The sequence below is a fragment of the Pelomonas sp. Root1444 genome (assembly GCF_001426885.1).
GTDB lineage: Bacteria > Pseudomonadota > Gammaproteobacteria > Burkholderiales > Burkholderiaceae_C > Pelomonas.
On the sequence record NZ_LMFP01000011.1, the window covers coordinates 147,505 to 162,430 of the forward strand.

Below are 14,926 nucleotides of genomic sequence, written 5' to 3' on the forward strand. Positions count from 1 at the left end.
ACTGGGTGGGGATTCTATGGAGTCGGTAGCGACCCCACCCCCCGTGGTTGAAGTAGTCAGCACAATGCGCGGTCATGACAAGACTGGTGCTCGACCACCTCACCAACTGGATCACGGCCGCCGCCAGCGAACATTCGCTGGACCTCGCGGCCCATGTCGAGGAGCGCACCGGGGCCAGCCACCGCGCCACGCAGTCGGCACTCAAGCGCCTGGTGGACGCCGGTTGGCTGGCGCGCTCGGGCACCGCCCGCCGCCCGGTGTTCTCACCCGGCAGCCTGCGCCAGGTGGCGCGCAGCTACACGCTTTACGGCCTGCAGGAAGACCTGCCCTGGCAGCGCGACTTCGCGCCCTACTTCGCGCTGCCCAAGCATGTCGAGCGCATGGTGCAGCACGGCTTCACGGAGCTGGTCAACAACGCGGCCGACCATTCCGGCGGCAGCAGCGTCACCGTGTCGCTGCGCCAGACGCCCACGCATGTGCAGCTGCTGGTCAGCGACGACGGCTGCGGCGTGTTCGACAAGATCTGCACCGCCTTCAACCTGGAAGACACCCAGCACGCGATGCTGGAGCTGAGCAAGGGGCGGCTGACCAGCGCGCCCGACGCCCACACCGGCCGCGGGCTGTTCTTCAGCAGCCAGCTGGCCGACGTGTTCGACATCCATGCCAACAACACCGCCTACCAGCGCCGTGCCTGGGAAAGCAGCGGCTGGAAGAAAGGCCGCGCGCTGCCGCGCCAGGGCAGTTCGATCTACATGGCGATTGCACTGAACACGACGCGCACGCTGGATGGCGTCATGGAGGCCTGGAGCATCCGGGGCGACGGCATCGAGTTCGACCAGACCCGCGTGCAGCTGCGCCTGTTGACGACCGAAGGCCAGGCGCTGGACTCCCGCGCCGCCGCCCGCCGCGTCGGCTCACGGCTGACGACGTTCAAGCGCGCGGAGATCGACTTCGACGGCGTGGCCGACGTGGGCCATGGGTTCACGGACGAGCTGTTCCGCGTGTTCGCGAAGGCGAATCCGCAGGTGGAACTGGTCGCGGTCAACGCCAGCCCGCGGGTCGAGGCGCTCGTCAAAAGCGCCCGCGCAACCTAGGGTTTGCGAAGCGCCGGCACCGGCGGCACGGGGATGCGCGGGCCGCCGTAGCCCTGCACCTCGCCGAAGCGCCCGCCATCGGCGCGCGCCCAGTCCTCCGCCCAGGTCTGCATCTCGGCCGGCTCGCGGCCGACGAAGTTCCACCAGAGCAGCGGCGCTTGCGCCCAAGGCTCGCCACCGAGCAGCAGCAGGCGCGACGCCGCCGAGCAGCGCAGCTCGAGGGACTCGCAGCCGGCGCCGACGTAGAGCAGCGTGCCGGGCGCAACGGTCTCGACCGCGTCGTGGCCGGTCGGGCTGACCTCGACCTCGCCTTCCAGCAGCATCACGCCATGCTCGAAGCGCGCATCCAGCGCCAGCGTCGCGCAGGCCGGGCCGGCGGCGGCGAGGTCGACGCCCAGCAGCGGCGTGAAGCTGGGCACCGGCGAACGCTGGCCAGCGAGTTCGCCAATCAGCACCGTCGCGTCCCAGCCCTCGCCCAGCGCCGCATGCGGCAGCTCCGGGAAATGCTGGAAGCTCGGCGCCCGCTCGCGCTCGGCGTCCGGCAGCGCGATCCACAGCTGCGCCAGATGGATGCGGTCGGACAGCGATTCCTCGCTGTGCGAGATGCCGTGGCCGGCCGTCATCAGGTTCACTTGGCCGGCGCGCAGCACCTGCTCGGAGCCCAGGCTGTCGCGGTGCAGCACCTCGCCTTCGATCATCCAGCTGAAGGTCGACAAGCCCGTGTGCGGATGCGGGCCGACGTTCATGCGGCGCTCCGGTGGCAGCGTGGCCGGGCCGGCGTGGTCGGCAAAGCACCAGGCGCCGATGACGCGACGGGCTTTATTCGGCAGCGCGCGTTGGATGGGAATGCCGCCGACGTCGCCGACATGGCTGGTGATGCGCTCGACGAACACGCTCATGCCGACCTCTTCCGCACGAAGTCGACAAAGCCCAGCACGAACTGCTGCAGCTGGCCGCGCACCTTGTCATCGACCAACCGGCCGTCGTCATCGAAGACCTTGCCGGCGTGCGACACCATCAGCCGGCCGGCCATCCAGAAATCGCTGCCGAAGGTACGGAACACCGACAGCAGCGCGTCCTGCGACTGCACGGTGCCGAAGCCGCCGGGCGTGGCGCCGATCAGGCCGGTCGGCTTGCCGCCGAACAGCTTGGCGCCCTCGCCGCTGGGGCGCGACAGCCAGTCCAGGCCGTTCTTCAGCACGCCAGGGATGGCGTTGTTGTACTCCGGCGTGCCGATCAGCAGCGCGTCGGCGGCGCGGATCTCTTCGCGCAGCGTTGTCACGGCCTCGGGGATGCCCTGAGCCTCGACGTCGCCGTCGTACAGCGGAATGCCGTGCAACGTGCGCAGCGCGATCGTGACGCCCTCGGGCGCCATGCCGGCCGCCGCACGCAGCAGCGCCGTGTTGTAGGAGGCGCGCCGCAGCGCGCCGCTGAGGGCAATGATCTTGAGCGTCATGACACGACCGGCGAGAGGGTGGGGCTGGCCATGATGCCAGCGCCGCCTCGCCGGGTGTCAGTTCGACGCTGCGGTCAGGACCGCGTGCAGTACACCGGCGTGCTGGAGGGCACGGTGGGCGGCGTGGCCGTGTAGGCCTCGGTGCGCGTCAGCGTGACGTTGCACTGGGCGTCGACGACCAGGTCGAACAGCGTCCAGTAGTCGGTGGAGGCGGTTTCGCCCGTGGCCGGCGGGATGAACAGCTCGGTGCGGCCACCCGGCAACACCAGCTCGACACGCGCGCCGCTGACGGCGACGGGGCCGCTGTCGTAGCCGCTGTAGTTGCGCACCGCGTACTTGTAGGTGCCCACCATCAGCTTGGTCAGCGTCACGACCTCGGGGCCGAAGCTGCTGGTGTCGTCCACGTCCAGGTTGGCGAAGGGCGCGGCCGCGAGCTGGCCCTTGCTGCTGTAGTAGACGTGCGCACCGCTGGGTGTCCACAGGTGGCTGTCGAGGTCGCTCGGCCGGGCGCCCCAGGTCAGCTTGATGGACACGCCGTTGGCGTTGGCGGCCAGCACCAGGCAGTCGGGCAGGGTCAGTTCACCCGTGCTGCTTTCCACACGCAGCGTGTTGCTGATCAGCAGGCCGCGCACGCCGATCAGCGTGGCCAGGCTGTTCTGGCGCACGGCGATGCGGAAGGCCCCGGTCGCATCGCTGAGCGCGCTGCTTGTGCCGCTGTAGTCGATGCCGTCGCTGGTGATGCTGGCGCCGGCCACGCGGGCGCCGGCAGCGTCGGTGATGCAGCCGTTGATCCAGACCGTCTCGCTGACACGGTCGGCGTTCCAGACGCTGAAGTGGCTGACGCTGCCTTCGTAGTAGCGCGCCGTACCGCTGCCTTGCAGCGTGGCGGAGCCCTCCTGCATCCAGCGGCCGCTGGCCGTGTCGAAGTGGAACAGCGGGATGGTGGCGGGCGGGTTGGCGTCACGGGTGCCCAGCGGGATGCGGATCGTGGCCGTCTGGCCGGCGCGCAGGTTGGCGGGCTTGCCGGTGCTGTCGGTGATCTGCACGCTCAGCGCGCCGAAGCTCTCGATGGGCACGGCGGTGCCGGCGTTCAGCGTCGTGTAGTCGCCGGGCATCAGGCTGGAGTCCAGCGACGGGTCAATGGCGGCGATGCTGACGGTGGCGTTGCCGGTCAGCGTGCTGCCGTCGGCCCGGGCCAGACTGGCCGCGGCCAGCGTGACGCGGGCGTTGCCGGCCGCGTTGGACACGCTGCCGCCGACGGACGCGTCGAGCGTGGCGGTGGCCGTCGCAGGCACCAGGCGCGCCAGCACGCCGCTGGCCCCGGTGTCGCCCACGGCGACGATGCGGGCGCTCTCGCCATAGCCGGCGCCGCTGAAGCTGACGACGGTGCGTGCATTGGCGGTCACGCCGCTGACGCTGAACTGGCCTTGCGCGTCCGTCGTGGCGGTACGCGTGCCGACGGCGACGGTGATGCCGGGCAGCGGCGCGCCGGTCAGGCCATCCAGCGCGCGGCCGCTGACAGCCAGGCGGCTCAGCAGCGTCAGGTTCACGCTGGCGTCGGCGCAGTTGGTGGGTGCGGCGGTCTGGCAGATGCGGTAGCCCAGTGCCGTCGCGCCTGCCGTGGCCGCGGCCGTGTCGGCGGCGATCAGCACGCCGTCGGCGCGCAGCGTCACGCCGGCAGGCCAGGTGCCGGTGGTGGCGGCGGTGACCGTGTCGGCCGTGGCGGCAACGCCGTCGAGCTGGTCATTGGCCAGCAGCGTGGCGGTCTCGCCAGCGGCGATGCTGAGGTTGTCGGCCGCTGCGGCGATGGGGGGCTTGGCGATGGTCAGCGCGGCACTGCCGGTCGCGCAGTTGCTGGCGGCACCGGCCTCGCAAAGTTGGTAGCTCAGCGTGTAGCTGCCCGGTACTGCACCGCGCGCGACGGCCACGACGCCGTCGGTCACGCTGACACCCTGCGGCAACGTGCCGCTGAAGGTCACTGTCGCGTTGCCGCCAGTGCCCACGCGGGCGGCAGCGCCACCCACCGTGTCATTGGCCAGCACCGAGGCGTTCTGCCCCGTGCCCAGTGCCAACGTGTCGGCCGCAGCCACCATCGGTGTCGGGCCGCTGTCGCCCCCGCCACAGGCAGTCAACAGTGCCGCCAAAGCCGCGGCGCACGCCAGCCGACCCTGCGTGTTCATCCTCATGTGCAATCCTCTCTGTGTTTGTCCGTCTCGGGCGACGAGCCCGAAAGCGGCGCGGATGCTAGATGCGGGAAGACCCGCATTCGCCGCACAAACACCGGGCCTCCCAACCCTTAGGGGCCCCTAGATGAATGGCTCTCAACAGGGGAACAACACCCGGAGCCGCAGCCCAACGGGGTGGGCGCGAGCTGCGCGGCGGCGCTGCGGCAATCACGGAAGAGGTGCCGCAAAAAGCAGGCGGGCCCGAAGGCCCGCCTTTCATGTTGAAACACAGCCGCGCGGCTTGCCGCGACGGCGAGAGATGCTCAGGCGAACCTGAACGGCAGCTCGCGCTGGCGCTGCCCCGTCAGCCGCGCCACCGCGTTGGCGAGTGCGGGCGCAAGGGGCGGCAGGCCCGGCTCACCCATGCCCTTGGGCGGGTCGTTGCTGGGCACGATGCTGACCGTCATCACCTTGGGCGCGTCCGTGATGCGCGGCATCGCCATGTCGTAGAAGTTGTTCTGCTCGACGACGCCGTCCTTGAGCGTGATGCGATGCGTCGGCATCGTGGTCGCCAGCGCCATGATGGCCGCGCCCTGCACCTGGGTCTCGACGGCGCGCGGGTTCACGCACAGGTTGCAGTGCACGCCGGCATGCACTTCCTGCAGCACCGGCTGGCGGTCCTTGCCCTTGCCCTTCATGCTGGCCACGACGACATAGGCGACGACCGACTCGAAGCTTTCGTGCACGGCGACGCCCCAGGCCTGGCCGGCCTTGAGCTTGCGCTTGCCATAACCGCTCTTGTCCACGGCGGCCTGCAGCGCGGCACGATGACGCTCGGCCTTGCCGTTGCCTTCCATGAGCTTCAGGCGGTAGGCCACCGGGTCCTGCTTGGTGGCCAGGGCAATTTCGTCGACCAGCGTCTCCATCACATAGGCGGTGTGCGTGGAGCCGACCGAGCGCCACCACAGCACCGGCACGCTCACGTCCGGGTGATGCACGCTGAGGTTCATCGGGAACTCATAGGGCTCGCGCATGCCCTCGGTGGCCGTGCCGTCCACGCCCTTCTGGACGCCGAAGCCTTCGAACGGCGAGCCCTTCAGGATGCTCTGGCTGACGATGCGATGCTGCCAGCCGGCGATCTTGCCCGCGGCGTCGAAGCCGATCTCCGCGCGGTGCACGGTCATGGGCCGGTAGTAGCCGGCCTTGACGTCGTCCTCGCGGCTCCAGATCACCTTGACGGGCATCGGCTTGCCGGCCTGGGCCAGCGCCACCGCGACGGCCGCCGCCTCGCGCGGCCATTCGGAGGCGGGCGTGGCGCGCCGGCCGAAGCCGCCGCCGGCCATCTGCACGTTGATCTGCACCTGCTCGGGCTTGAGGCCCACCGCCTTGGCCAGGTTCATCGCGTCGACGCCGGGCATCTGGGAAGCGAAGTAGAAATCGCAGCGGTCGGCTTTCAAATCCACCGTGCAGGCCAGCGGCTCCATCTGCGCATGGTTGAGGTAGGGGAAGACGAAGTCCGCGACGAGCTTCTTCGGCGCCTTGCTCCAGCCGCTCACGTCGGCCTGGAACTCGGGCTTGGGCGCGGGCGTGCCAGGCGACCGGGCGAGCGCCAGGTATTGCTTGGTCAGCGCCTGGGTGTCGGGCTTGGGCGTGCCGCTCAGGTCCCAGTCGACCTTGAGCGCGTCGCGGCCCTTCTTGGCGGCCCAATAGCCGCTGGCCACCACCGCCACGCCCTGGCCGCCGCGGTCCAGGGTCACCGGCAGCACGGCCTTGACGCCCTTGACCTTGAGCGCCTCCGCCGCGTCGAGCTTGGCGACCTTGCCGTTGAAGACCGGCGGGCGCTGGATGACCGCAACCGCCATGCCGGGCAGTTGCACGTCCATGCCATAGGCCTGCGCGCCGGTGGACTTGGCCTCGCTGACGATCAACGTGGTGGGCTTGCCGATGAGCTTGAAGTTCTTCGGGTCCTTCAGCGTGACGGCCTCGGGCACCGGCAGCTTCATGGCCGCGTCGAAGAATTCGCCATAGCCGGCCGTTCGCCGCGCGTCGCCGATGAGGCCGGAGATGACGCCCTTCTCCGCCGTCAGCGACGCCGGAGAAACGCCCCAGCTCTGCGCCGCGGCTGCCAGCAGCATCGCCTTGGTGCGGGCGCCCAGCTCGCGGTACTGCTGGTAGCTGTTCTTGATGGAGTTGGAGCCGCCGGTCAGGTGGATGCCCATGGCCGGGTCCACGTAGGCCGGTTTCTGGTCGCCGAAGCCGCTGCGGACCTTGCTCCAGTCGGCATCCAGCTCCTCCGCGCAGATCATGGCCAGGCCGGTCTCCACGCCCTGGCCCATGTCCATGCGGTTGCACAGGATGGTGGTGGTGCCGTCCTGTGCGATGGTGACGAAGGCGACCGGCTGCTCGGTCGGCTTGGTGCCCGGCTTGGCAGCGGGCGGTTGCTGCGCCGCAGCCAGGCCCGGCAGCAGGGCCAGGCCGACGGCGCCGCCGACGGTGGTGGTGACGAAGGCGCGGCGCGAGACGCCGACGCCGGTGACGAGGCGGTCCAGCCGTTGGGGGTTGAGCATGTCCGTCTCCTCAGGCGAGTTGGGCCGCGGCCGCATGGATGGCAGCGCGGATGCGGGTGTAGGTGCCACAGCGGCAGATATTGCCGGCCATGGCTTCGTCGATCTGGGCGTCGGTGGGCTTCTTGTTGGCCTTGAGCAGCGCCACGGCGCTCATCACCTGGCCGCTCTGGCAGTAGCCGCACTGGGCCACGTCATGCGCGACCCAGGCCGCCTGCACGAGCTGGCCGACCTTGTCGGAGGCGATGCCTTCGATGGTGGTCACCGGGCCTTGCACGGACGAGATCGGCGTCATGCAGGCCCGCACCGGCGCGCCGGCCACGTGCATCGTGCAGGCGCCGCACTGGGCCGCGCCGCAGCCGAACTTGGCTCCGGTGAGCTGCAACTCCTCGCGAACCGCCCAAAGCAGCGGCATGTCGGGGTCGGCGTCCAGCGAGACGGCGCGACCATTGACGGTCATGTTGATCATTGGGGGGCTCCGGAGGGGGATGGGACGGCGGGACTCTAGCCAGAAGCGGCGACCCAGTACTTCAGTCAGGTATACCGTTTGCTGCCCGGCCCGCCCGCGCGGGCGCTCAACGCATGAAAAAGGGGCTCCGGAGAGCCCCCTGCGCTTGGCGCACCGCGCTCACTTGAACTGGTAGCTCGCGCTCAGGTACCAGAAGCGCCCACGCGGGTCGACGAAGGAGCCGGCATAGCCGGTCACGTGCGATCCGTAGCTGGACACGGCGGTGAACGGCGGGTCCTGGTTGAAGACGTTGCGGGCGCCGACGCGCAGCGCCAGCGCCGGCACGGGCTTCCAGCCCACCGCCATGTTCCAGCGGCTGCTGTCCTTGACCTTGTACTCGACCGCCGGACCGACGTTGGCCTCGACGAGGCCTGCCGATTCCGTCCAGCCCTTCACGAAGACGTTTTCCAGCGTGAAGTTCCAGTTGCCGAGGTTCCAGTCGAGGCCCAGCGTGTGCTGCCACTGCGGCACCGGCTGCACGCTCGCGCCGTCGCCGGCCGTGCCCTCGTAGGAGACGAAGGGCGTGCCCTTGCCGTTCTGCTGCTTCCAGGTGTTGATGTAGCTGCCGGCGAAGCTGGCGCCCAGGCGGCCCATCGAGCCCAGGCCCCAGCTGGCCTTGACGTCGACGTCGATGCCGTTGGTCTTCAGGTCGCCGAGGTTCTCGACCGGCGTCTCGATGTAGCTGATGAAGCCGTTGGCCAGGCGGTGGATGCGGGACTTGTAGCGCTCATAGAGCGTCTCGTCGGCCATGATGGCATCGCCGCCGATGACGCTGATCTGGTCCTTCTTCTGGATGTGCCAGTAGTCCAGCGCGATCGACAGGTCGCGCACCGGCTCGAAGACGACACCGACCGAGTACTGGCGCGACTTCTCGGGCTTCAGGCTGGGGTCGCTGGACAGGCGCACATTGAACTGCGTCTCGCAGCGCGGGTCGTTGGCCTGGCCGGGCGGGCAGTCGGGGTCGACCAGCGAGTTGGCCGTGTTGGTGAAGGCCGTCGGGCTGTTGATGTCCCACAGCGTCGGCGCGCGGAAGCCGGTGCCGGCGCTGGCGCGCAGCAGCACCGCCTTGCTCGGCTGGAAGCGCAGCGTGACGCCCGGGTTGAAGGTGTTGCCGAAATCGCTGTAGTGGTCGTAGCGCGCCTTGACGGTGGCTTCCCAGCCCTTGGCGAAGGGCATGGACAGCTCGCTGAACACCGCGTAGATGCTGCGCGACGCGGTGGTGTTGGGCACCGAGCCCTCGCCGCCGATGTGCAGGCCCAGCTCGTAGTCCGCGTTGACGGACCGGTCGTTGGCCTTTTCCTTGCGCAGGTCGGCGCCCAGCGCCAGCATCATCGGGCCGCCGGCCATGCTCATCAGCTCGCGGCTGGCCTTGGCGTCCAGCGCATAGGTCGTGCTCTTGGAGCGCCGCATCGGGCCTTCCATGCGCGCACGGTTCAACGCCGCCAGGCCCGCTTCATCCTGCGGGCCGAAGGGGTTGATGACGCCCGTGGCCAGCTCGGTGATGAAGCGGCCCTCATGCAGATAGTTGAAATAGTCCAGCGAGCCCTTGGCCTGCGACACCGTCAGGCCGGCGTCGTAGTCCCAGCCGGCGGCGACGCCGGTCAGGCCGGCGACGAGGCGGGTCTGCTCGTTCAAGGTGTTGTTGGTGCGCGGGCCGACGGGCACGGAGCGCATCGCGATCTCGGTGAAGCCGCCGCCCAGCGTGTCGAAGTCCGCCGCCGTGTAGCCCAGGCTGAGCAGCAGCTCACGTGGGAAGTACTTGCTCGTGATGGGCAGCGCGAAGGACGGGTAGGTGCCGTCGGCCTTGACGTGGCCGGCCGTCGAGTCGATGGGCACGGCGGCCGTGCGACCGATGGACTTGCTGCGTGCGTAGCTGGCCTCGAAGAACAGCGTCGAGTCTCTGCCCATGTCCAGCGACAGGCGGGCGAAGGCGTCGGCCTTGGTCGAGTCGGGCAGGTTCTCCTGCATGGCGGGGTAGATGAAGCGACAGCGCTTGATCGGCGTGCCGTTGGGCGTGGTGTCCTCCAGCGTCTGGATGGTGTTGAAGTTGGGGTCGCAGGCGCTGAAGTTGGTGCCGGCGTTGGCATAGGCGCCCGGCGTGATGCCGAAGTCCACGAGGCGGCCGGGGAAGGAACGCCCCGACGTCGGGGGATCGGAGCCGGGGATCTCCTCCAGGCCGCGCAGGTACCACTTCTGGTCGATGGCGCTGATCTTGGTCTGCTTCTTGACGTTGCCGGTCAGCAGCAGGTTGTAGCCGTTGCTCTTGAGGTCGCCCATGCCGAAGGCGACGGACGCGCTGGTCTCCTTGCCGCCGATGTTCTTCTCGGTGTCGCCGTACTTCAGCGTCAGCTCGCCCTTGTCGTAGTCCTTGCGGGTGATGAAGTTGATGACGCCGCCGACGGCGTCGGTGCCGTACACGGCGGAGGCGCCGTCGCGCAGCACCTCGATGCGGTCGATGGCCGCGAACGGGATGCTGTTCAGGTCCACCGACGAGTTGCCGCCGATGGAGCCGAACGCGAAGTTGGCCAGGCGCCGCCCGTTGAGCAGCACCAGCGTCGAGTTGGGGCCCAGGCCGCGCAGGTTGGCGAAGCTCTGCGCGTAGCCGGCGCCCTGCGTGGAGTCGGACTGCAGCGCCGTGTTGGCGCCGACGCGGCGCAGGATGTCCTCGATGTTGGTGGCACCGGACTTGAGGATCTGGTCGCGCGTGATGACGCTGACGGGCAGCGCCGTCTCGGACTCCACGCGCTTGATGGACGAACCGGTGATGGTGATGCGCTCGAGCTGCTGTTGCCGCGGCGCGTCCTGCGCCGCGGCCGAGCCGGCGATGCCGGCGGCCAGCAGGGCCAGCGCCAATCGGGTGTGTCGGTGTTGCATGAAGCTCACTCCTCTGGTCTCTGGGCTGTGTCCAGGGTCGTCCCGACCCTCGCCGCGGCGCGGCTTTGCAGCCCTTGTGCAAAGAAGTGTTGAGCGTCATTTCATGCGTGATCCCCTGCGGAAAGTCAGGCTGTGGCGTGGCCACAGCACCAAGAACTAGGGCCTGACTTCCCGCACGGGAAGGGCCGCGCCCGCAGCGCTCAGACTCGCGCGTGCCGGGCCAGCGCCTGCAGCAGCGCGGCGACGCTGAGCGGTTTGGTCAGGTGCGCGTCGCAGCCCGCGGCCAGCGATTGCTGCATGTCGCCGTCGAAGGCGTTCGCCGTCAGCGCCACGATGGGCGTGCGCGGCCGGCCCTCGGCAGCCTCGACGACCCGCCATTGCCGGGTGGCCGACAGGCCGTCGAGCACCGGCATCAGCATGTCCATCAGCACCAGGTCGAACTCCCGCTCGCGCAAGGCCGCCAGCGCCTGCGCACCGTCATGCACGCGCGTGATGCGGTGGCCCAGCGGCGCCAGCATGCCTTCGATGACCAGCACGTTGACGTCGTTGTCCTCGGCCAGCAGCAGCGACAGCGGCCGGCCCGGCACGGTGGACCCGGCCCGCGCATCGGCCGGTTCTGCCGGCGGCGCCTCGGTGGCGGGCAGCTGCAGGCTGACCTCGAAGCGGCTGCCCTCGCCCGGCCGGCTCTGCACGCTGACGTCGCCGCCCATCAGCCGCGCCAGGCTGCGCGTGATGGCCAGGCCCAGGCCAGTGCCGCCGAACTCGCGCGCGATGCTGGCGTCGGCCTGCGCGAAGGGCATGAAGATGTGCGCCAGCCGATCCGGCGCGATGCCAATGCCGCTGTCCTGCACGCCGATGCGCACGCGGCCATCGGCTGCGCGGGACAGCGTCACGGTCACGCCACCCGCGCGGGTGAACTTGATCGCATTGCCGACCAGGTTGGTGACGATCTGCGCGACGCGCTGCGCGTCGCCCAGCACCCAGCCGGCCACGTCGGCGCCGGCCTCCAAGCGCAGCCACAGACCCTGGCCGTGCGCGCGCTCGCGCAGCAGTTCGAGCTGCAGCTCGATGAGCTTGATGAGGTTGAAAGGGCTCGCCACCAGCTCCAGCCGGCCGCTCTCGATGCGGGCGTTGTCGAGCAGGTCGTTGATGAGGGCGAAGACCTGGCGGCCGGCGTGGCCCAGCACCTCGACGTAATGTGCCTGCTCCGGCGTGAGCGGCGAGCGCGCCAGGATGTCGGAGAAGCCCAGCACCGCGTTCATCGGCGTGCGCATCTCGTGGCTGACCTGCGCCAGCAGCTCGGTCTTGGCGCGGCTGCGCACCTCGGCCAGCTCGCGCTCGCGCGTCAGCCGCCGCTCGCGCTCGCGGGCCGCATGCTCGCGCACGACGGCGGTCAGCAGCAGCGCCAGTGCCAGCAGGTAAAGGGCCGGCGCCGGCGCCAGCAGCAGGCCGGCCGATGCCGCGGCCCAGGCCGTGAAGCTGATCGACGCCACGCCGAGGCCGGCGGCCAGCGCCTGGTGGCGCAGCAGCAGCGGCAGCGCGCCGAGCAGCAGCAGCAGCCCGTCCAGCGCCCACACGGTGGGGCCGCGGTCGCGCAGCAGCGGCAGGCGTTCGGCACCCAGGGCTTCGAAGACGGCGGCGTTCAACGCCGTGCCCGTGAGGCGGCCCTGCGGCGTCATGACCTCCTCGGCAAAGAAGGCGCTGCTGCCGACGAAGACGCTGCGGCCGGCGAGCAGGCGGGGCAACTCGGCGTCATCGACTTCGCCGAGCGCGGCGCGCATCAGCCGCTGCCAGGGCAGGCGCGGCAGCTCGCCGCCACCGGCCGGCAGCCGCAGCCGCAGCCGGGCCTGCCCGTCCACCGGCCAGCGCCGCACGCCGGCGATCAGCTCGCCACCCTCGATGCGCCAGTCGCTCGCGCCATCCGCGCGCAGCCGCGCGGCCAGCGCCAGGCTGGGCAGCGTGCGGCCCTGCACCTGGTGCAGCAGCGGCAACTCTCGCAGCAGGCCGTCATCGTCCAGCGACACCGAAATGACCCCCAGGCTGCCGCGCACCGTCAGCGCATCCAGCAGCGGGTCGGCCGGCGCCGTCAACCCGGCCCAGGGGATGCCGGCGGCTGCCGCGCCGACGCGCTGCAGCGCGGCCTCTTCGGCCGGCGTGGCGTGCGCCAGCTCGACGGCGGTGCGCTGGCGCGGCGCCAGGCCGGCCGCCGCCAGCACCACCGGCGGCGTGCCGGCCAGTGCCTTGGCGAAGCGCGCATCGCCCTCGCGCGGGCCGGCGAAGACGATATCCATGACGACCAGCCGCACGCCCGCCTGGCGCAGGTAGTCCAGCATCAACGCATAGACCTCGCGCGAGTACGGCCACTCGCCCAGCGGCCCGCGCAGCGCACGCAGCGAGGTGTCGTCGATGTCGACGATGACGCTGCCCGAACCCGCCGAGGCGGCCGGCGCGGGCGCGGCGGCGCGCACGAGCAGGTCGGCCAGCAGGCGGTCCACCCGAGGCTGCACGCCGGCCAGGCTCAGCAAGGCCCACAGCACCAGCGCCGCGGGCAGGGCGAGCCAGGGCCAGTACGTTTTCAAAGCAGGGGCACAAGCAGCAGCGGCAGCAGCCAGAGCCAGCGCGGGTACGGCTGCTCGACCCGCTGGGTCTGGCCCCACGGCCCGGGGGCACCGGCCGCGTTGACGGCGCGGGCGCGCAGGTAGTAGGTGCCGGGCGATGGCTTGGGCAGGGCCAGCTCCGCCTGGTCGGTGGCGAAGCGCTGCACGTCGGCGCCGTCGAACGCGTCGGTCCTGGACCATTCCAGCTCGTAGCGCGCCACGGCCGCATCGGTGCGCCAGCGCAGCCGGAGCTGGTCGCCGACGACCTCGGGCTCGGCCGGCGGCGGTGCCGCAGGCGGCGGCCGGATCTCGAAGGTCTGCGCGTCGCCGAACGGGCCGGCGCGACCGCCGGCCTCCACCGCCGCGATGCGCCAGTGATAGACGCCCTCGGGCAATGGGGCCTGGTAGCCGGCCGCAGCCAACGGCGGCGGCTGCAGGACGAGGTCCGTGAATCCCGCGTCGTGGGCGATCTGCAGGCGCACGTCGGGCGCGGCGGTGTTGCGCGTCCAGGCCAGCGCCATCGCGCCGTTGTAGCTGACGGCGCCTGGACCGGGCGCCTGGACGAACGGCGGCTCGGGCCGCGCCTGCAGCTGGATGCCGGCATCCGCCGCGGCGCCTTCCTGGCCGCGGGCGTCGATGCCGCGCAGGCGCAGCGTGTAGTCGCCGTCGGCCAGCTCGCGCACCTCCGCCCAGGCGGCCATGGGTTCGGCGACGCGGGCGTCCAGCAGCAGGCGGTCGAAGTCGCCCTTGGGATAGAGCTGCGCCCGCCAGGCCACCGCACCGGCCGGCGACGCCGCCCAGCGCAGCTGCAGCGGCAGGCGCTGGACCGTGGCCGGCAGGCCGGCGAGGTCGGGCGCCGGCAGCAGCGGCGCGACCTGGCGCGCCGCGCCCTCGGCCAGCAGGCCCTGGCCGGCCGCCACGTCGGCGCCGAGGCCGTCGGCGTGCACGGCGCCCGAGATGACCTGCATGCGCGTCGCACCGCCGGCCGCCTGCACGCGGAACTCGGTGCCGCGCACGCCCAGGTTGACGTGCGGCGTGCGCAGTTCGTACAGCGGCACGCGCTGTGCGTTGGGCGCGACGCGGTGGTCCGCGCCGCCGCGGTCCAGGTCCAGGCGCACGGCAGGCAGCGCGTCGCGGCCGAGCACCAGCAGCTGCGCCAGCGCGACCTCGCTGTCCGGCGGGATGAGCAGGCGAGAGCCATCCGCAAAGCGCAGGCTGGCGCTGGATTGCGCGCCGGTGCGGATGCGGTCGCCGCTTTGCAGCGTCGCACCGGTGGCGAGCGGCGCGCTGGCGGCCCCGCGCTGGCGTTGCACCTCGCCCCTGACGAACACCGCCTCGGCGACACCGGCCTCGCGGCGCAGCCAGGCCAGCGGCATGCGCAGCGTGGAGCCGGGCATCAGCCGCAGCGGGTCGTTCACATGGTTGAGCTTCTGCAGGTCGCGCCAGGTCTTGCCTGGTGCGAGCCAGGCTTCGGTCAGCGCAATCAGCGTGTCGCCGGGGACGACGCGGTAGCGCCAGTCGGCGTCGGCTGCAACGGTCTGCGCGCGCGCGCATCCGCCGGCCAGGGACAACAGGCTTGCCGCAAGCCAGACCGTCGTTGCTTTCATCGGAGCCTCCCGTCTCCTGCCAGATGGCGAATACTAGCCAGACAGGGTCGAACACAGCAGG

General features: G+C 70.9%; 9 protein-coding genes. 1 reads left to right on the plus strand and 8 read right to left on the minus strand.

The window, feature by feature from the left end; translation table 11 throughout:
* Positions 1 to 74 precede the first annotated feature (74 nt).
* A complete protein-coding gene (locus tag ASD35_RS12265; protein WP_056875221.1) occupies positions 75 to 1,094 on the plus strand; it encodes an STAS-like domain-containing protein in 1,020 nt (339 codons plus the stop codon).
* Here the strand turns inward: ASD35_RS12265 and ASD35_RS12270 are convergent.
* The 8 genes from ASD35_RS12270 to ASD35_RS12305 form a co-directional block, all read right to left on the minus strand.
* Positions 1,091 to 1,993 (minus strand): pirin family protein, encoded by a 903-nt coding sequence (locus ASD35_RS12270; protein WP_056875222.1) that lies wholly within the window; start codon positions 1,991 to 1,993, stop codon positions 1,091 to 1,093. The genes ASD35_RS12265 and ASD35_RS12270 overlap by 4 nt on opposite strands.
* Entirely contained in the window at positions 1,990 to 2,550 is a 561-nt protein-coding gene (locus ASD35_RS12275; protein ID WP_056875223.1) for an NADPH-dependent FMN reductase, read from the minus strand. Before ASD35_RS12275 ends, ASD35_RS12270 begins: the two co-directional genes overlap by 4 nt.
* Before the next feature lie 74 nt (positions 2,551 to 2,624).
* Positions 2,625 to 4,736 (minus strand): hypothetical protein, encoded by a 2,112-nt coding sequence (locus ASD35_RS12280; RefSeq protein ID WP_157275519.1) that lies wholly within the window; start codon positions 4,734 to 4,736, stop codon positions 2,625 to 2,627.
* 302 nt (positions 4,737 to 5,038) lie between these two features.
* Complete coding sequence (locus ASD35_RS12285; RefSeq protein WP_235538329.1) at positions 5,039 to 7,282, minus strand: xanthine dehydrogenase family protein molybdopterin-binding subunit; 2,244 nt, start codon at positions 7,280 to 7,282, stop codon at positions 5,039 to 5,041.
* Between the two features lie 10 nt (positions 7,283 to 7,292).
* A complete protein-coding gene (locus ASD35_RS12290; RefSeq protein ID WP_056875225.1) occupies positions 7,293 to 7,748 on the minus strand; it encodes a (2Fe-2S)-binding protein in 456 nt (151 codons plus the stop codon).
* Between the two features lie 159 nt (positions 7,749 to 7,907).
* Entirely contained in the window at positions 7,908 to 10,661 is a 2,754-nt protein-coding gene (locus tag ASD35_RS12295; protein WP_157275520.1) for a TonB-dependent siderophore receptor, read from the minus strand.
* Positions 10,662 to 10,861: 200 nt separating this feature from the next.
* Positions 10,862 to 13,240: a CHASE2 domain-containing protein gene (locus ASD35_RS12300; protein ID WP_056875227.1), complete on the minus strand. Its 2,379-nt coding sequence runs from the start codon at positions 13,238 to 13,240 to the stop codon at positions 10,862 to 10,864.
* Entirely contained in the window at positions 13,237 to 14,865 is a 1,629-nt protein-coding gene (locus tag ASD35_RS12305; RefSeq protein WP_056875228.1) for a FecR domain-containing protein, read from the minus strand. Before ASD35_RS12305 ends, ASD35_RS12300 begins: the two co-directional genes overlap by 4 nt.
* Positions 14,866 to 14,926: the final 61 nt, after the last annotated feature.